Raw genomic sequence first — 18,576 nt, 5'->3', positions numbered from 1 at the left:
CTGGCAATAAATTATTGATTTTTCAGCCTTAACTCTACTGCACGCGCATGGGCTTCAAGGCCTTCCATGCGGGCAAACTTTGCAATCTTTTCCCCATTCTCCTTTAATGCTTTCTCACTGTATATAATCACACTTGATTTCTTTTGAAAATCATCCACATTTAGTGGACTTGAAAATCTAGCCGTACCATTGGTTGGCAGAACATGGTTTGGTCCTGCAAAATAATCACCCACTGGCTCTGAACTATAGCGGCCGATAAAAATAGCGCCAGCATGTCTAATTTTTCCTAATAGCTCAATGCCATTCTCGGTCAGGATTTCAAGATGCTCTGGAGCAAGCTGATTAACCGTTTCAACAGCCTCTTCAATGGATGAAGTTACATAGATGACTCCATAATCCGCAATCGACTTAGAAGCTATTTCCTTACGTGGCAATTCTGCAAGTTGTTTTTCTACTTCAACAGCTACTGCTTCTGCTAATACAATAGAAGGAGTAACCAGGACACTGCATGCACGTGGGTCATGTTCTGCTTGTGATAACAAATCAGCTGCAACCTCATCAGCTCGGGCAGAATCATCGGCAATAATGGCAATCTCACTTGGCCCGGCAATCATATCGATATCGACATCACCAAAAACCTCGCGCTTGGCTAGTGCTACATAGATATTGCCTGGACCGGTAATTTTATCAACAGGTGCAATCGACTCTGTCCCATATGCCAAAGCACCAATGGCCTGCGCTCCGCCCACTTTGTAGATTTCCTTTACGCCTGCTTCTTTGGCTGCAACCAGTACAGCAGCTGGAAGTTTCCCATCAGTGTTAGGAGGTGAAACCATCACGATTCTTGTCACTCCTGCCACTTTTGCAGGTATAACGTTCATCAGCACGGAAGAAGGATAGGCAGCTGTCCCCCCCGGAACATAAACACCTACTGAATCAAGCGGAGTTATTTTTTGCCCAAGAATACTGCCATTTTCTTCGGTTGTCATCCAAGACGGACGCAATTGTTTTTCATGGAAGCTTCTGATATTCTCTGCAGCCTCGCGCACAATCGCAATAAACTCCAAATCAACTTGGCCATAGGCATCATCCAGCTCCTTTTCAGAAACAAGGAAGGAGTCCAATACTACGTGGTCAAATTTTTTGGTGTAATCTCTTAAACCTTCATCACCGTATGCACGAATGTCCGAAATAATCTTTTTAACAACGGCTACCTGTTCGGCTGTACCTGATTCAATGGATCGTTTGATAGAGATAAGGTCATTCACTTTGACGATTTTCATTTTATTTTACCTCCAAGGGGACAACTGCGCTTAACCGAGTAACCAAATCGTTAATTCGTTGGTCTTTAATCCGGTAACTTACAGGATTGACGATAAGCCTAGATGTGACATCTTTTATTCTTTCATATTCGACAAGACCATTTTCTACGAGTGTTCTTCCCGTCGAAACAATATCAACAATTCGGTCTGCTAATCCAATCAATGGCGCAAGCTCAATCGAACCATTTAATTTGATAATTTCAACTTGTTCACCCTGTTCGCGAAAATAAGCTGCGGCAACATTCGGGTATTTGGTTGCTACTTTAGGTGCAACATCATTCATTTGTGTAGCCGGAAGTCCGGCAACTGCCAAATAACAGGCACTGATTTGTAAATCAAGAAGTTCGTATACATCACGTTCTTCTTCAAGTAATACATCCTTACCTGCGATTCCGACATCTGCCACCCCATGCTCGACATATGTAGCCACATCCATTGGTTTTGAAAGGATAAAACGCATGTCTTCCGCTTCAACATCGATAATTAATTTCCTCGAATCATCGAACTCTGGGGGCAGATTATAGCCTGCCTTCCGGAGTAATTCAACTGCTTCTTCAAAGATCCTCCCTTTTGGCATCGCAATCGTTAATTTCGCATCCATCATAAAGCTCCCCCGATTAAAAAGGTGGTATTGGCAAATTTCTTCGTAAAAACATCGAGATTTTTTACACCGTTGATGTCTTGCAGGACGATTTTCCTTCCTTCTGCTTTCATTTTTTCAGCCAATAGAAAGGCTTCCTTCCTTCTTTCCTGACTGAAAAAAATACATTCTATTGTAGTGGTAATTTTTTGTGTGCCCATAGCCTCGAGCAGTCTATCGAGTCTAACCGCAAAACCAGTAGCACTTGCTTTTTTTCCAAATTTCTCAATCAATCCGTATCGCCCACCATTACCAATCGGGAAACCGACATTCCCTGCATAGGCCTCAAATAGAATTCCGGAGTAATAACTCATATGGCTCACTAGGGTAAAATCAAATTTAACATGATCCTCAAGACCAAAGTCTGTAATCACTTCCCATAATTCCTTCAACTGGACAAGGGATTCCTTTCCATAACCATCCTCAATAATATCGAGCGCTTTCCCAATGACCTCTTCGCCGCCTCTTAACTCGAGAAGTTGAAGGAGCCTCTGTTTATCAATCGATGATAAGGAATAAGAGTTTACTTGGTCACGATAGCCGACAAAATTCTTTTCATATAAAAAACGTCTTAGAGAAGTGGCACGTCCATTTGTTCCTAAAATTTGCATAAATAATTCCTGTGCAAATCCGATATGTCCTACTGAAACTTGAAATTGACTCAACCCTGCTTCTTTTAATGAAGAAACAAGCAAGGCGATGACCTCACCATCGCTCGAAACGGTGTCATCATTGATAGACTCCACACCGATTTGCTCGAACTCTGCAGGTCTGCCGCCCTCTCGCTGCTGTGCGCGGTATACATTACCAGCATAGGCAAGACGAAGCGGAAGATCATTTTCTAAAAGGCGCGATGCTGCTACCCTGGCAATCGGAGCAGTCATATCCGGTCGTAACACGAGTGTATGCCCATCTTTATCAAGTAATTTGAATAGCTCCGGGTCAAGGATTGCCGAGGCAGTTCCAACAGTTTCATAGTATTCTAGAGTAGGTGTCTCAATAAACTGATATCCCCATTGTTTGATAGCATTTTCCATCAAGGTCCGAACATGATGTTTTTTTTCATATAACTCTGGAAGCGTATCTCTCATGCCTAAAGGCTTTTCAAACATAAATAAACGGCTCATCCAAATCATCCTCTATCTTCAGAATCCTTTAGTTCGCTAATATGTTAATAAATTAAAGTTTACCTTTTTCAGAAATATTAGTCAACTGGAAATAGTTAAAAAAAAGCCAGGTTTTACGACCCAGCCTAACTCATTTCTATTTAATCTTTCCATAAATCGAATCATTTTCCCAACGTTTTGCCATTTCTTCTTTCGAGTAGATCATTTGCATAGGATTGCCGCCGACAAAAGCACCAGCAGGGACATCTTTATGGACTAGTGTTCCAGCAGATACGATCGCCCCGTCCCCAATTGTTACCCCAGGGAGAATGGTTGAATTTGCACCAATCATCACTTCACTGCCAATCACAACAGGACCAAGACGATATTCTTTGATCAAATATTCATGGGCAAGAATCGTTGTATTATAGCCAATGACTGTGTTACGTCCAACACTTATTTTCTCTGGAAACATCACATCGAGCATGACCATTAAGGCAAAAGAAGTTTGCTCCCCGACCTTAAGTCCTAAAAAAGTCTTGTAAAGCCAATTTTTCATCCCAAGAAAGGGGGTGTAACGGGCTAGTTGAATCACAATGAAATTTTTAACCACTTTCCAAAAAGGGACCGTTTTGTAGACATGCCATAACGAGTTTGCTCCATCAACTGGATAGCGGGTCGTATTCCTCATTAATTTCCCTCACCGAGAATGGTTAATAGGTCTTTCATGTTCTCTAACATGTAATCTGGTTCATATTTTGCAAGATAGTCTCGACCCTTGATCGTCCAAGCCACACCAACGGTTTTCGTTCCGGCATTTTTCCCAGCAAGCACATCGTGAAAATTATCGCCAACCATCATCGCTTCTTCAGGCTTCGAATCTAACTGTTCAAGTGCTAAATAAATGGGTTCGGGGTCTGGCTTTACTTTTTTCACATGATCGTAAGCAATCACGACATCAAAAAACGTATCTAGCTTCATTAGGTGAATACCTTTAAGAGCGACATCATGCCGTTTTGTAGTTACAATCCCCAATTTGTAGCCTTTTTCCTTTAGAACCTGGAGAGTTTCAATGACACCGGCAAATTCCATCACCATCAAATCATGGTTTTCGATATTGTAAGCGCGATAGTCTAAAATCATTTCCTCCACGCGTTCGGAATCCATATTCCCAAATACTTCATGAAGCGTTGGACCTAAAAATGGCAGGACAGCTTCTCGGCTATATTGGCCAGGATAGTATTTTTCAAGTGTGTGTAAATAGGTTGAAATAATTAACTCATTTGTGTCGATTAATGTTCCATCTAAATCAAATAAAATCGTAGTAATATTACTTTTCATAGGTTGGTTCTGCTTCCTTTCTTCTCATGATGCCCGACCGTTTCCAAAAGAATCCAACAATCAGGGTTAAGGTGATGGCCACACCAATTCGAATTAAAAATAGCGGCCAGACTGGAATGCCTAGTGGAATAAAGATAAGCGTGTCTTCCACAACGGCATGACAAGCCATTAAAAAAAGAAAGGCAAGGGTCAAATCCCTTTTACTAACTCCATCTTCCTCCACTGCCTGAATCACAACACCCGCTCCATAGGCAAGACCAAATAATAAACCAGCTGCCATCGTGGTGGAAGTATTCTCATTCATGCCTAGACTCCTAGTAACAGGAGACATCCCCTGCGAAAATTTCTTTAACCATTCCAAATCCTTTAAGATTTGGATGACAACCATCAAAGGGATGACAATCATCGCTAGCTGTAGAATTCCAAGCCCGGCCTTTTCTAGGGCTGTTAGTAATATAGCTCCTATTCCAGCTACGTGTTCACTGCTTGTTGCTTGAATCAAACCATATTGAGCTGTCTCTCCGCCCCCCTGCCAAACGAGATTAATCACAATTGCCGAGGTAAATGCGAGTCCCAGTCGCGTCACGAGTACTAACCAAAGCTTAATTCCTACTTTCATCGCAACGCTCGATTCAACAATTAAATTATGAGAAAATGAGAGCATAACAGCTAAAATAAAGACTTCTTTTACGGTAAAATCAAGGGTTAAAATGGCACCAATTGCCGCATAAAGATTAAGGAAATTCCCTATGACGAGCGGAATGGCTGCGTCTCCTGATAAACCAATCAGCTTCATCAGCGGCGCAATTCTCTCAATGACCCACGGTAAGACGGGGGTATACTGCAATATCGCCACAATCAGGGTTACAGGAAAAATTACTTTCCCCAAGGTCCATGTTGTTTTAATCCCGACTTGTAAACCGTTTTTAATCGAGTAAATCATTTCTCCAAACTCCTTTTTACTGCGTAAATGCCTGGTTGTTTTTATCTTGATATCTGTCTTTGGCGAGATTCTTTTTTCTACGGTAAATCAGAATGATCACAGCTCCGATGATCAGCGCAATGGAAATCGATTGTGCCATTCGAAGGCCACCAATCATTAAGCTATCTGTTCTCAAGCCCTCTATGAAAAAACGGCCTACAGAATACCAAATAACATACGACAGGAATAGCTCTCCGCGGCGCAAATTGACACGGCGCAGTAAAATCAACAGAATAAATCCAACGATATTCCAAATCGATTCATATAAAAACGTCGGATGATAATAGGCACCATTAATATACATTTGATTAATAATAAACTCAGGCAACTGCAGGTTTTCGAGGAATGACCTAGTGACTTCGCCGCCATGAGCCTCCTGATTCATGAAATTCCCCCAACGTCCGATGGCTTGGCCTAAAATAATACTTGGTGCGGCAATATCGGCAATCTTCCAGAAAGAGAGTCCACGTTTTTTCGCAAAAACATATGCTGTAAGGACTGAACCAATCAGCGCTCCATGGATGGCAATACCGCCATTCCAAATCTGTACAATCTGCCCTGGATGCTGTGAATAATAGCCCCACTCAAAAATAACGTAATATAATCGGGCTGAAAGAATCGCAATCGGGATTGCCCATAGCATTAAATCCGCAAATGTATCCTTCGGAAGTCCTCTCTTATCTCCTTCCCTAATGGCAAGAAAAAGTGCTAGCGCTAACCCTGAACCAATAATGAGCCCATACCAATGAACTTGAATCGGTCCTATGGCAAACGCAATCGGGTCAAGCGGCTGAATCGATGAATTCATATTATTTCTCCCTTCTCTTTTTACTTATTCCTCATGGTCTCCATCTTCAATAACATCCGATAGACGCTCTGTGAATTGCTGCGCTGCATTAACACCCATTCTTTTTAAGCGATAATTCATAGCTGCAACTTCAATGATAACAGCCAGGTTTCTCCCTGGACGGACTGGAACAGTGATCTTAGTTACTTCGGTATCAATGATTTTCATCTTTTCCTCATCTAAACCTAAGCGGTCATATTGCTTGGAAGAATCCCAAATTTCGAGGTTAATAACCATGGTAATTCGTTTATTGCTGCGTACGGCTCCGGCTCCAAAAAGAGTCATGACATTAATAATACCTAATCCGCGAATTTCTAATAAATGCTCAATTAAATCGGGAGAGGCTCCCACAAGCGTGTCTTGATCCTCCTGGCGAATCTCCACACAATCATCCGCCACAAGCCGGTGACCGCGTTTAACTAGTTCCAATGCCGTTTCACTTTTCCCCACACCACTTTTACCAGTAATTAATACACCAATCCCGTAAATATCAACTAAAACACCATGAACGGCTGTGGTTGGTGCCAGCTTACTCTCTAAAAAGTTCGTTAGCCGACTTGAAAAACGTGTTGTTTTCATATTTGAACGCAGTACAGGAACAGATTCACGCTCGGAGGCTTCAATCAGCTCTTGCGGGACCTCCAACCCTCTAGTCACGATGATGGCAGGAGTGATATCCGTGCATAACCGTTCCATTCTTAAGTTACGATCATTTTGGGATAATCCATCAAAGAAGGAAAGCTCTGTTTTTCCTAATAGCTGAATTCGTTCTGCCGGATAATATTCAAAATATCCAGCGAGCTCAATTCCCGGTCTTGAAATATCACTCATCGTAATCGGACGATTAATTCCTTCTTCACCGCTAACTAATTCCAAATGGAATTTTTCATAAATATCCTTTGTGCGTACCTTTGGCAAAAGTTTTCCTCCTTACCAGAAAAGCGGAAGCGCCTGGTCCAGGGGCGACAGGCATAAGACGAGCCGGCGAGAAGGTTGTTCTTTAACCTTCTTGACGGCTTGGCTTATGACCCCGAGCCCCTAGGCGCTGCAGCTAGACAGTTGACATATTTTTAAAATTAATTTCAATTTCCTCCTATTTTAGCACTATTTAATTTTCATACCAACATGGAAATGTTTCTTCCTGATACTATCTTCATTAAATGAGAAATAAATAAGATAGGATTCGCCAACTGGTATAGACAACTATTCCACTTGAGATTATAATAAATTCAACAGGTAATTTATTGGAAATGGAGATGAAGTTTTTGAGCCTCCTATTAATGGTACATGGCAAGGCTATTCTAGAAAATAAAGTGGCAGAATCTATCTATATTTTTATAGAAAATGGAAAAATCAAAGAGCTTGGTCCGATTCATGCAGTTCCTACTTATTTAAGTAATCTAGAGAAAATAGATATTCCTGTGAATAAAAGTGTCGCGCCAGGCTTTATTGACGTCCACATTCATGGCGCAGCCGGAGCCGACACAATGGACGCAACCATCGATGCCTTAGAAACCATAGCAAAAGCACTCCCTGCTGAAGGGACAACAAGCTTTTTAGCTACCACCATTACCCAAAAACATGAAAATATCGAAAAAGCCTTAAAAAATGCTGCAGACTATCTCAACAGCTATAATACTTCTGGTAAGGCAGATATTCTTGGTGTTCATTTAGAGGGTCCATTTATTAATGGAAAACATGCAGGTGCACAACCGAGGGAATATATTATTAATCCCGATATTGAATTATTTAAGCAATGGCAGTCACTCGCCGAAGGCAGCATTAAGCTGGTAACCCTTGCACCTGAACTTGAAAATGGGACAAACTTTGTCAGCTATCTAAACGAAAATGGTGTGATTGCTTCTATCGGTCACTCTGATGCGATATATGAAGAAGTCGAAAAAGCTGTTCATGCAGGAGCCAAACAAGTAACCCACTTATTTAATGCCATGAGAGGCATACATCATCGGGAACCTGGTGTTGCTGGTTCCGCCCTTGTTTTTAAAGAATTAATGGTCGAATTAATTGCTGATGGGATTCACGTTCGCCCTGAAGTAATGAAGCTGATTATTAACGCTAAAGGAACGGAAGGCATGCTATTGATAACAGATGCGATGAGGGCAAAATGCCTTAAAAATGGCACCTATGATCTTGGGGGCCAAGATGTTGCGGTCGCAGATGGAAAAGCCCTTCTCGCTGATGGAACACTTGCTGGCAGTATTTTAAAAATGAATGATTCACTTAAAAACATCACAGAAGCAGCAGATCTTTCGCTCCTAGAAGCCGTTCAAATGGCGAGTGTAAATCCTGCAAAACAATTAAATGTTTATGATCGTAAAGGAAGCATTTCTTTAGGAAAAGACGCTGATATAACGGTTTTAAATGATGAATATCAAGTTGAAATGACATTTTGCCGTGGAGAATTGGCATTTAAAAAGGGGTAATGATAATGAAACTAATTCGTACAGAAAATTATGCAGAAATGAGCTTAGAAGCTGGGAAAATTATCGTTGAAAAAATTCGTTCTAATCCTGCTATCACGTTAGGGATGGCTACAGGAAGCAGCCCAAAAGGTGTTTATGACTACTTAATCCAAGACCATGTGTCAAACGGTACCGCCTTTAGCGAGGTAAAAACGGTTAATTTAGATGAATATATTGGTCTTCCTGCTAATAATCCTACTAGCTATGATTATTTCATGAGAGAGAATTTATTTAATCATATCGATAGTAATGAAGATCATACTCATATTCCAAATGGAACTGCTGCCGATTTGGAACAAGAATGTCTACGCTATGAAGAGCTAATAAATGAGCTAGGCGGAATTGATCTCCAACTACTCGGCATTGGTCAAAACGGGCATATTGGTTTTAATGAGCCAGGAACTCCCTTTTCCAGCCGGACCCATATCGTCACTCTTGAACAAGATACAAGGGAAGCCAATTCAAGATTTTTCAACTCCATTGACGAAGTACCAACACATGCGATAACAATGGGCATTGCTTCTATACTTGAAAGCAAGGAAATTCTCCTACTCGTATCAGGAGAAAATAAGGCCGAAGCACTTTCCAAGCTCTTTAACGGAGAAATAAGCGAAGATTTCCCAGCATCTGCCTTAAAGAACCATCATCACGTCACTGTAATCGCTGATAGGGATGCATGTAAATATATCTAATGCTTTCGCAAGGAGTGTACGCAGATGATAAATAAAAATTCGCCGGTTCCCATCTATCATCAGCTAGAAGAGTACATTAAACAGCAAATAGAAAATGGAATTTTACAGGAAGAAGCCGTCATTCCCTCAGAACGGGAATATGCGCAAACGTTTCAGATAAGCCGGATGACAGTTAGACAAGCCATTAATAATTTAGTTATAGAAGGATATTTAACGAGGCAAAAAGGCAGAGGAACGTTTGTTAAAAAGAAAAAGGTGGAACAGGAACTGCAGGGAATGACCAGTTTCACTGAGAACATGCTTTCTCGGGGAATCAATCCAAGCAGTACCTTATTATCCTTTCAAATTATCCATGCTGATAAGAAAACGGCTTTTGATCTTAAAATAGAAGAAAATGAGTCTGTTTATAAAATCAAGCGAATTCGATTAGCAGATGGTTCACCCATGGCGATTGAAACAGCCTATATCCCTGTTGAGCTCGTTCCCGGACTAACAGAAGAAAACAGTAATCTATCTCTATACCAATACATTGAGGAAGATCTTTCTCTTACGATAAGTGAAGCTACTCAGGAAATTGAAGCTTCTATTGCAGGCAGTGTAGATGCAGAAATATTGGAAATTACGATTGGGGATCCTCTTCTATTAATTAAGAGGATTTCTTACTTACTAGATGAAATTCCCTTTGAATTAGTAAAATCCACCTTCCGAGCTGACCGCTATCGCTTTATTCATACTATGAAACGTTAATTAGCAATTGACCACCACAATAGGTCAATTGCTTTATTTATCACAAATTACTCACTTTCAATGTCCACTTTTGCTTCTTTTCCATATAATGTTATTGAGTTGAAAATTCATGATTAAGGAGAGTGATAAAAATGAAATTCATGCTCGATGCCGGGCACGGCTATAACACAGCTGGAAAAAGAACGATAGATGGAATGAGGGAATACGAATTTACCAGCAAGGTAGCAGCTATCGCGAGAGATATACTATCCACCTATCAAAATGTTACCGTCTATTTCGCCCACTCAGATGACCGAGACGTTCCTTTGCAAGAACGGACAAATGCCGCCAACCGCCTAAATGTCGATGCGTATGTGTCCATTCACGCTAACGCCTATGGGTCAACCTGGAATGACGCTAATGGAATTGAGACCTACGTATATACGACGAATCATCAGGAGACCTATCAATTAGCACAAAAGGTTCAAAACAATATGGTCTCGTTAACCGGTCTTAGAAATCGCGGTGTTAAAACAGCAAATTTCCACGTTCTTAGAGAAACAAAGATGCCTGCTATTCTTGTTGAATGTGGCTTTATGACCAATAGAAATGAAGCAGCGCTAATGCGTTCAGATAATTACCAAAGAAAATGTGCTCAAGCCATTGTCAATGCACTTGAAGCCCAATATAATTTGATCAGAAAACAGAATGCACCAACACCACAACCTCCTACACCAAACCCGCCAAGTAATCCTACCCCGCCACCTGTTCGAGCTGATTTGTTTAAAGTTCAAGCTGGTGCTTTTTCCGATAAGAGTAATGCAGATGCTCTGGTTAGGAAGTTAAAATCCGATGGATTTGAATCATTTGTTTTTGCTGATGGTTTATACAAAGTACAAGCTGGTGCCTTCTCCGAACGAAAAAATGCAGAAGCTCTCATGGAACGCTTGAAAGCCAAAGAATACCAAGCTTTTATTTTCACTGATTAAAAGCAAAAAACTAGCGCTTAATAAGGCGCTAGTTTTTCTTAGAGGGTTTAAGAATCGTTTGATTTACGATCAGCGTTACAATCGACATGATTATCGCGGCCAGCAATGCCATTCCAAAACCTGCAATTTCAAACGCATCGCCCATTAAATAATCAGTGATCTCAAGAGTTATTGCATTTATGACAAACAGAAAAAAACCTAATGTTAAAACTGTTGCAGGTAAGGTTAAAATGATTAATAGCGGGCGGACGATTATATTTACGATCGATAGCAAGAAGCTCGCTCCCAATGCGGCAGAAAAGCCTTCCAGCAAAAAACTTTCAGAAAAATAGCCCGCTATTGCCATGAATAACACTGCATTGATTAAAATCCCAATCAACCATTTCATTTATCAATTCTCCTATTAGTTGCTTACCTGATCCGATTTATGAAGTGTAATCGATCCGGTTTTTGTATCGACAAAAATTTTTAACATCCGGTCTGGATGGTTGACAGACTGGAAGCGAAGCATCTTTTGGATCATTTCGCTTTTTTCTTCAAGAACCTGGATTCCATCAAGTTTTATGTTGAAACCGCCTAGATTTGTCTTTAACTCACCGCTCGCTGCCACACCATCAGGAATAAACAAATCAATCCCGCCAGTAGTCGCTTTGGCAGCAATTAATTCACACCGGTTTCCATGGAGGTTATAGGTAGTATTCCCATTTAATGTTTGCGTTTCTACCTTTCTAAAATCTCCATCGAGTTTAATAGCACCGTTAATGGTTTCGACCTCAAGGTTATCTATCGTGCTTGTTTGCAACGTAATATGACCATTGGCTGTTTCGATTTCTGCCTTTTTCCCATTTAAACGAGTAAGTTCAATTTTTCCATTGGCCGTCTTCATCCGTAAATCACTAAACGTTAATTTTTCACCTGAAATGGGACCATTAAACATTCTTACGCGAACATGTTCATATTCAGCCTGTGGAACATAAACCACTGCGTCAACCTTCATCCATTTTTGCTGGGTCATGAACCGCAATTTTTGGCCATCAATGGCAAACAAGACATCCTTTAAAAAGTTTTCCCTAGCTTGATCACTATTATCTGTACGATAGACCTTTGCCTGGCATTCAATCCTGACATCTTTTTGATCCCAAGGAACAAGTTTAAGTGATCCATTTGCGAGGTCTATATCGATATCCCGCAAGTAGACATCGGCTTGATGATAGATATGAGAGATTTCCACGGACTGGCCAAAGTTCAAATCAAGATCAAAATCCTTGATTTTTTTCAAGGCAGTGTCAACAAAATCAAAGATTTTATCCTTTGTCGTGTGAACCTTGCCGTGTACGTATTCTTCCTTTTTTGCTTCTTCAAACTTAAAGGCAGAGGATAGCTCATGAGAAATTTGTTCCTGCTTTTGTTCAATCGATTGACCTGTTTTCTCAAGTTCCTCGAGTAAGACTAGCGCCTCGTCGACATTTAATTTTCCTTCTTCGACCATCTTCAAGATTCGTTTGCGTTCTTCCTTCATCATTATCCACTCCAATATTTTTATTCAATAAAATCTATTCCATCATCAAGGCTTTTACGCCATTAATCATATTCCAGATCGTGACAATTAGACTAATTAAGACTATAATTCCTTCTTATTCCTTTTCTACGAATAGGAATTTTGAAAGTTTCACTTTTTAGAAATTTAACCATTCTCTTGGCAAGGTTCTTTATATGGAATAAAGTAATGTAAATTAAGCGGAGAGTTTCCGGTTAAATGCAAAATAGAGTACACTTTTGCGTAAATAAGGGAAGGTTTTCCGGTTATGCAAAGCAAAACCCCTCATTTTTCCGTTTTTCGAGAGAATAAGCGGAATATCTCCGTCTATTTATGCCTCTTTTACTAAAAATTATTAATTAAGCGGAAATTCTCCGTCTATTTATCGGCTTGGGTGCTTAACTGATCCCCCAACCGAAAAGCCCAGATATATATGAAAAAAAGCTAAAACACAAGGTTTTAGCTCTTTGCCATCGATTCTTTTTCATGAACTTGTTCTTTCATACGCAGCCGGTCACGCTCTAAGACTGGTTTTAGATATTTGCCTGTATAGGATTCAGGTACTTCTGCTACCTTTTCCGGTGGTCCTACCGCAACTATCGTTCCACCTTTATCCCCGCCTTCTGGACCGAGGTCAATAATATAATCGCTTGCTTTAATGACATCTAAATTATGTTCAATAACCAAAACGGTATCGCCATTCTCAACCAAACGCTGGAGAACGACCAGTAACCGTGAAATATCATCGACATGCAGGCCTGTTGTCGGTTCATCCAAGATGTAAAAGGTTTTTCCATTTGAACGACGATGGAGCTCTGAAGCTAACTTCACACGCTGCGCCTCTCCTCCCGAAAGAGTCGTTCCTGGTTGCCCTAATTTAATATATCCTAGACCGACATCATAAATCGTCTGCAGCTTTCGGTTGATTTTTGGAACGTTTTCGAAAAACTGAACAGCCGCCTCCACAGTCATATCTAGAATTTCAGCAATGTTTTTCCCTTTATATTTCACTTCAAGAGTTTCACGGTTATAGCGTTTTCCATGACATACCTCGCACGGAACATAAACATCAGGCAGGAAATGCATTTCAATTTTGAGTATCCCATCTCCCTTGCAGGCCTCACAGCGCCCGCCTTTCACATTGAAACTAAACCGTCCCTTTTTGTAGCCGCGGACCTTCGCTTCATTTGTTGTTGCAAACAAATCTCGAATATCATCAAAGGCACCAGAATAGGTTGCTGGATTGGAGCGCGGTGATCTTCCGATAGGTGATTGATCAATATCAATGACTTTGTCTAAATAATCAATCCCCTTAATCTCTTTATGCTCGCCAGGCTTTGTTTTAGCACGATGAAGCTTCTGTGAAAGCGATTTTTGTAGAATTTCATTAATGAGTGTACTCTTCCCAGAACCCGAAACACCCGTTACCGAAATAAACATACCTAGTGGGATCTTCACATTTACATTTCGTAAATTGTTCTCGGAAGCCCCTTTGATTTCAATAAATCTCCCATCTGATTTACGTCGCGTTAGTGGCAGCGGGATAAACTTCTTGCCGGATAGATACTGGCCTGTCAGTGAATTCGGGTCGGCCAAAACTTCGGCTGGTGTGCCCGCAGAAATAATTTGTCCACCGTGCACCCCTGCCCCTGGTCCAATATCAATTAAATAGTCAGCAGCCATCATGGTATCCTCGTCATGTTCAACGACTATTAACGTATTACCAATATCGCGCATATGCTTTAGCGTTTCGATTAAGCGATCATTATCACGCTGATGGAGCCCAATCGATGGCTCATCTAAAATATAGAGAACACCTGTTAACTTAGAACCTATTTGGGTCGCCAAACGGATTCGCTGCGCTTCCCCTCCAGAGAGAGTCCCTGAAGCACGCCCTAAACTTAAGTAATCAAGTCCTACGTTCATTAGGAAACCAAGGCGCTCATGAATCTCATTAAATATCATCTTACCTATTTGCATTTCTTTTTCGGATAACACGATTTCTTCAAAAAACTGATAGGTTTCTTCAATCGATAAATTGGTAATTTGGGAAATATGACGTCCAGAGACAAGTACAGCCAAGCTTTCTTTTTTCAAACGATTGCCCTTACATGTCGGACAGGGCTGTTCCCCCATGTACTTCTCCATTTGTTCCCGAATATAATCAGAGCTTGTCTCCTTATAGCGGCGTTCTACATTACGGATGACGCCCTCAAATTCAATATTGCCCTCACGGATTTGTCCCCAATCGTTCTCATAGCGAAAATAGATTTTGTCACCTTTTACGCCATAAAGCACTTTTTCGATAAGATGTTGGGGAATGTCTTTATATGGCATGTCCATATCGATACCATAATGATTACAAACAGCTTCAAGCAGCTGTGGGTAATACTGCGAACTCGTCGGCTCCCATGGAGCAATCGCATGCTGCTTTAAGGATAAATCCTTATTTGGTATCACAAGGTCCACATCTACTTCAAGCTTGGAGCCTAGTCCATCACACTCTGAACAAGCACCAAAAGGACTGTTGAAACTAAACATTCGCGGTTCTAATTCCCCGATTGAAAAGCCACAGTGAGGACAAGCATGGTTTTCACTAAACAGGAGTTCCTCTTCACCCATGACATCGACGATTACCTTTCCTTCTCCGAGACGTAAAGCCGATTCAAGAGAGTCTGCTACCCTTGTAGCAACGCCATCTTTCACAACAATACGGTCTACGACAACCTCTATCGAATGCTTTTTGTTTTTATCTAATTCAATTTCATCACCAAGATCGAGCATTTCACCGTCAACACGGACACGAACAAAGCCTTGTTTTTTTATATCTTCAAATACTTTTACATGCTGACCTTTTCGTCCGGAAATGACTGGTGCAAGAATCTGCATTTTGGTTCGTTCTGGATATTCGATAATCCGGTCAACCATTTGTTCAATCGTTTGCGAAGAAATCTCAATATTGTGGATAGGACAGGTTGGCCTGCCGACACGCGCATAAAGTAATCGCAAATAATCATAAATTTCCGTCACTGTTCCCACCGTTGAACGTGGGTTTTTGCTTGTTGTTTTTTGATCAATCGAAATCGCCGGAGATAATCCTTCAATGGAATCAACATCTGGCTTATCCATTTGTCCTAGGAATTGCCGAGCGTATGCGGATAATGATTCCACATAGCGGCGCTGTCCTTCTGCATATATCGTATCAAAAGCTAGAGAGGACTTTCCTGAACCTGAAAGTCCCGTTAACACAACAAGCTTATCTCTCGGAATGGTGATATCTACATTTTTTAAATTATGGGCTCTGGCACCCTTGACAATCAATTTATCCATCACCATGGTTACGTCATCCTTCCGCTTTTAACTCTAGTAATAAATCACGAAGCTCGGCAGCACGTTCAAAATTAAGCGCCTTTGCTTCCGTTTTCATTTCTTTTTCCATTGTAGCGATTAGCTTGTCTTTTTCTTTCTTCGACATCTTACCAAAGGATGCTTGTGGCTTGTAATCTTCTTGTTCCTCGGCAGCATGTGTGGCACGGATGACATCACGTATTCCCTTTTGAATCGTCATTGGCGTAATACCGTGCTTTTTATTATATTCTTCTTGGATCTTGCGGCGTTCCCTTGTTACATTAATCGCAATTTCCATTGAATTTGTCATTTTATCAGCATACAGAATGACATGACCATTTGCATTACGAGCAGCACGGCCAATGGTTTGGATTAACGACCGCTCCGATCGGAGGAAGCCCTCTTTATCAGCATCGAGGATGGTAATAAGTGAGACTTCAGGGATATCGAGACCTTCTCTTAGCAAGTTAATCCCAACGAGAACATCATACTTCCCGAGCCGCAGCTCACGAATAATCTCAATACGTTCTAGCGTCTTCACTTCCGAATGCAAATATTGAACCTTAATACCGATTTCTTTTAGATAGTCTGTTAAATCCTCAGACATTTTCTTTGTCAGAGTCGTAATTAGTACACGTTCATTTACTTTTATTCGCTCCTGGATTTCAGCGATAATGTCATCGATTTGGCCTTCAATTGGGCGAACCTCAATCGTTGGGTCAAGCAATCCAGTCGGCCGAATAATTTGTTTAACCATTTCTGGTGTATGCTCAAGCTCATACGGACCTGGTGTTGCCGACACAAATACTGCATTGTGAATATGTTTCTCAAATTCATCAAACGTCAATGGCCTATTATCAAGTGCTGACGGCAGACGGAAGCCGTGGTCAACAAGCACCTGTTTCCGCGCTCGATCACCATTGAACATACCCCTTACTTGTGGAAGGGTAACATGGGATTCATCAATAACCATTAAAAAATCCTCTGGAAAATAATCAATTAATGTATACGGTGTGGAACCAGCTGGTCGGAGCGTTAAATGCCGTGAGTAGTTCTCAATTCCAGAACAAAAGCCCATTTCACGCATCATTTCAAGATCATAACGCGTTCTTTGTTCAAGTCGTTGTGCTTCAAGCAATTTATTGTCTTCTCGCAGTTCTTCAAGACGTTCTTCAACTTCTTTTTCGATATTTTCAATCGCCTTAAGTAGTTTTTCTTCTCCAGTGACGAAGTGGGAAGCTGGGAAGATGGCCACATGTTCACGTTCTCCGATAATTTCGCCAGTCAGTGCATCAACTTCACGAATTCGTTCAATTTCGTCACCAAAAAATTCAACCCGGACACAATGCTCATCACGGGAAACAGGGAAAATTTCCACAACATCGCCACGAACACGGAATGTCCCCCGCTTAAAATCAATATCATTTCGTTCATATTGGATATCAATTAACCGGTGAAGTAACTGATTGCGCTCAATTTCCATTTCTCTCCTTAGCGACAAAACCATTTTTCGGTATTCTTCTGGAGAACCGAGACCATAAATACAGGATACACTGGCAATGACGATGACATCTTTTCTCTCAAAAAGTGCAGACGTCGCCGAGTGGCGCAGCTTATCTATTTCATCATTGACACTTGAATCCTTTTCAATAAATGTGTCGGTCGACGGAACGTAGGCTTCAGGCTGAAAGTAATCGTAGTAACTGACAAAATACTCAACAGCATTATTTGGAAAAAACTCTTTAAATTCACTGTAAAGTTGGCCTGCCAATGTTTTATTGTGGGCGATTACGAGTGTTGGCTTATTTATTTCTTTAATTACATTGGACACAGTAAACGTCTTTCCTGTTCCAGTTGCGCCGAGCAAGGTCTGATAGCGCTTGTTTTCCTTTATTCCCTGGACGAGCTGACGAATTGCTTCTGGTTGATCACCCTGTGGTGAGTATTTCGACACTAATTCAAATTGGTCTTTCACAAAATTCCCTCCCGAAAATCAATCACTTTCTAGCTTTAAACATGCAAAAAAGCCGGGATGGTGCCGGAAAGTGTTCCTCAAATTTCTAATAGTATCATTCTAACACAATATCCTAAAAACAAACCACTAATATACGAACGAACATTCGTTTTTTTGAAGAGAATTTCATTTTACTCGCGGGAAAGGTGGATTTTCTCGCTGAAATTTGGTATTTACTCGCCAAATATTACGATTTACTCGCGAGAAAACCCATTTTACTTGTCAAAAACAAAAAGCCTGTCATTTGTTTGACAGACTAATTTTAGGTGATTACGTTTTTTTGATGACTCTATGCTTCAGTTTCACCGCAAGCCAGAAACCGCCAGTGAGAGAAAATGCATCTATTACAATGAGGGCATATGTGTTTGTGTAGCCCTTATAAACAGAAGCTGCAATGAGTCCTACGGTTAAGGCAAGACCAATGTAGCGATTATACGTGACCCGGGTAAAAAGCAAGACGAGCAATCCTGGCAATATAAGCGCTGATAAGTATCTAAAAACCTCTTCCAATGGGAACACCTCATTCATTTGTTTCTGTTTATATATTTT

General features: G+C 40.9%; 17 protein-coding genes. 4 read left to right on the top strand and 13 right to left on the bottom strand.

All coding sequences use genetic code 11. The annotated features are described in order from the left end of the window. Nucleotides 1-11 precede the first annotated feature (11 nt). From hisD to hprK, 8 genes are all read right to left on the bottom strand, one after another. Nucleotides 12-1,283, bottom strand: coding sequence for a histidinol dehydrogenase (gene hisD, locus BLR86_RS11070; protein WP_090761319.1), 1,272 nt, complete (start codon nt 1,281-1,283; stop codon nt 12-14). A gap of 1 nt (nt 1,284) precedes the next feature. Beyond that, entirely contained in the window at nt 1,285-1,923 is a 639-nt protein-coding gene (gene hisG / locus BLR86_RS11065; protein WP_090761317.1) for an ATP phosphoribosyltransferase, read from the bottom strand. After that, on the bottom strand, nt 1,923-3,089 hold the full coding sequence (locus tag BLR86_RS11060) for an ATP phosphoribosyltransferase regulatory subunit (RefSeq protein WP_090761315.1): 1,167 nt from the start codon (nt 3,087-3,089) through the stop codon (nt 1,923-1,925). Before BLR86_RS11060 ends, hisG begins: the two co-directional genes overlap by 1 nt. Nucleotides 3,090-3,225: 136 nt before the next feature. Then, nucleotides 3,226-3,759 (bottom strand): acyltransferase, encoded by a 534-nt coding sequence (locus BLR86_RS11055; RefSeq protein ID WP_090761313.1) that lies wholly within the window; start codon nt 3,757-3,759, stop codon nt 3,226-3,228. Beyond that, complete coding sequence (ppaX, locus tag BLR86_RS11050) at nt 3,759-4,409, bottom strand: pyrophosphatase PpaX (RefSeq protein WP_090761311.1); 651 nt, start codon at nt 4,407-4,409, stop codon at nt 3,759-3,761. The genes BLR86_RS11055 and ppaX overlap by 1 nt, the downstream gene beginning before the upstream one ends. Continuing rightward, entirely contained in the window at nt 4,399-5,352 is a 954-nt protein-coding gene (locus tag BLR86_RS11045; RefSeq protein WP_090761309.1) for a nucleoside recognition domain-containing protein, read from the bottom strand. Before BLR86_RS11045 ends, ppaX begins: the two co-directional genes overlap by 11 nt. Before the next feature lie 16 nt (nt 5,353-5,368). Continuing rightward, the gene (lgt, locus tag BLR86_RS11040) at nt 5,369-6,199 is read right to left on the bottom strand and encodes a prolipoprotein diacylglyceryl transferase (RefSeq protein ID WP_090761307.1); all 831 of its coding nucleotides are present in this window, start codon (nt 6,197-6,199) and stop codon (nt 5,369-5,371) included. Between the two features lie 24 nt (nt 6,200-6,223). Continuing rightward, nucleotides 6,224-7,156: an HPr(Ser) kinase/phosphatase gene (gene hprK, locus BLR86_RS11035; RefSeq protein WP_090761305.1), complete on the bottom strand. Its 933-nt coding sequence runs from the start codon at nt 7,154-7,156 to the stop codon at nt 6,224-6,226. A gap of 362 nt (nt 7,157-7,518) precedes the next feature. On the opposite strand from hprK, the gene nagA reads away from it, so the two are divergent. The 4 genes from nagA (at nt 7,519) to BLR86_RS11015 (ending at nt 11,128) form a co-directional block, all read left to right on the top strand. Further along, nucleotides 7,519-8,682 carry an N-acetylglucosamine-6-phosphate deacetylase gene (gene nagA, locus BLR86_RS11030; protein WP_254782304.1) on the top strand — a complete coding sequence of 388 codons (1,164 nt, stop codon included), beginning with the start codon at nt 7,519-7,521 and terminating at the stop codon, nt 8,680-8,682. 5 nt (nt 8,683-8,687) lie between these two features. After that, on the top strand, nt 8,688-9,413 hold the full coding sequence (nagB, locus tag BLR86_RS11025; RefSeq protein ID WP_090761301.1) for a glucosamine-6-phosphate deaminase: 726 nt from the start codon (nt 8,688-8,690) through the stop codon (nt 9,411-9,413). A gap of 24 nt (nt 9,414-9,437) precedes the next feature. After that, nucleotides 9,438-10,160, top strand: a complete 723-nt coding sequence (locus tag BLR86_RS11020; RefSeq protein ID WP_090761299.1) for a GntR family transcriptional regulator — start codon at nt 9,438-9,440, stop codon at nt 10,158-10,160. A gap of 131 nt (nt 10,161-10,291) precedes the next feature. Continuing rightward, on the top strand, nt 10,292-11,128 hold the full coding sequence (locus BLR86_RS11015) for an N-acetylmuramoyl-L-alanine amidase (RefSeq protein WP_090761297.1): 837 nt from the start codon (nt 10,292-10,294) through the stop codon (nt 11,126-11,128). A 28-nt stretch (nt 11,129-11,156) separates the two neighbouring features. Here BLR86_RS11015 and BLR86_RS11010 read toward each other — a convergent pair whose 3' ends face one another. The 5 genes from BLR86_RS11010 to BLR86_RS10990 all read right to left on the bottom strand — a co-directional run bounded on the left by BLR86_RS11010 (nt 11,157) and on the right by BLR86_RS10990 (nt 18,555). Beyond that, nucleotides 11,157-11,516 carry a phage holin family protein gene (locus BLR86_RS11010; RefSeq protein WP_090761295.1) on the bottom strand — a complete coding sequence of 120 codons (360 nt, stop codon included), beginning with the start codon at nt 11,514-11,516 and terminating at the stop codon, nt 11,157-11,159. A 15-nt stretch (nt 11,517-11,531) separates the two neighbouring features. Beyond that, the gene (locus tag BLR86_RS11005) at nt 11,532-12,650 is read right to left on the bottom strand and encodes a DUF4097 family beta strand repeat-containing protein (RefSeq protein WP_368086779.1); all 1,119 of its coding nucleotides are present in this window, start codon (nt 12,648-12,650) and stop codon (nt 11,532-11,534) included. A 474-nt stretch (nt 12,651-13,124) separates the two neighbouring features. After that, nucleotides 13,125-16,001 carry an excinuclease ABC subunit UvrA gene (uvrA, locus tag BLR86_RS11000; RefSeq protein WP_090761291.1) on the bottom strand — a complete coding sequence of 959 codons (2,877 nt, stop codon included), beginning with the start codon at nt 15,999-16,001 and terminating at the stop codon, nt 13,125-13,127. A gap of 7 nt (nt 16,002-16,008) precedes the next feature. Further along, nucleotides 16,009-17,988: an excinuclease ABC subunit UvrB gene (gene uvrB / locus BLR86_RS10995; protein ID WP_090761289.1), complete on the bottom strand. Its 1,980-nt coding sequence runs from the start codon at nt 17,986-17,988 to the stop codon at nt 16,009-16,011. Between the two features lie 309 nt (nt 17,989-18,297). After that, nucleotides 18,298-18,555 carry a DUF2198 family protein gene (locus BLR86_RS10990; RefSeq protein ID WP_090761287.1) on the bottom strand — a complete coding sequence of 86 codons (258 nt, stop codon included), beginning with the start codon at nt 18,553-18,555 and terminating at the stop codon, nt 18,298-18,300. Between the last annotated feature and the right edge of the window lie 21 nt (nt 18,556-18,576).

It is taken from the genome of Bacillus sp. OK048 (assembly GCF_900103525.1).
GTDB lineage: Bacteria > Bacillota > Bacilli > Bacillales > Cytobacillaceae > Neobacillus.
This window is presented reverse-complemented; position numbering and strand designations above follow the sequence as displayed.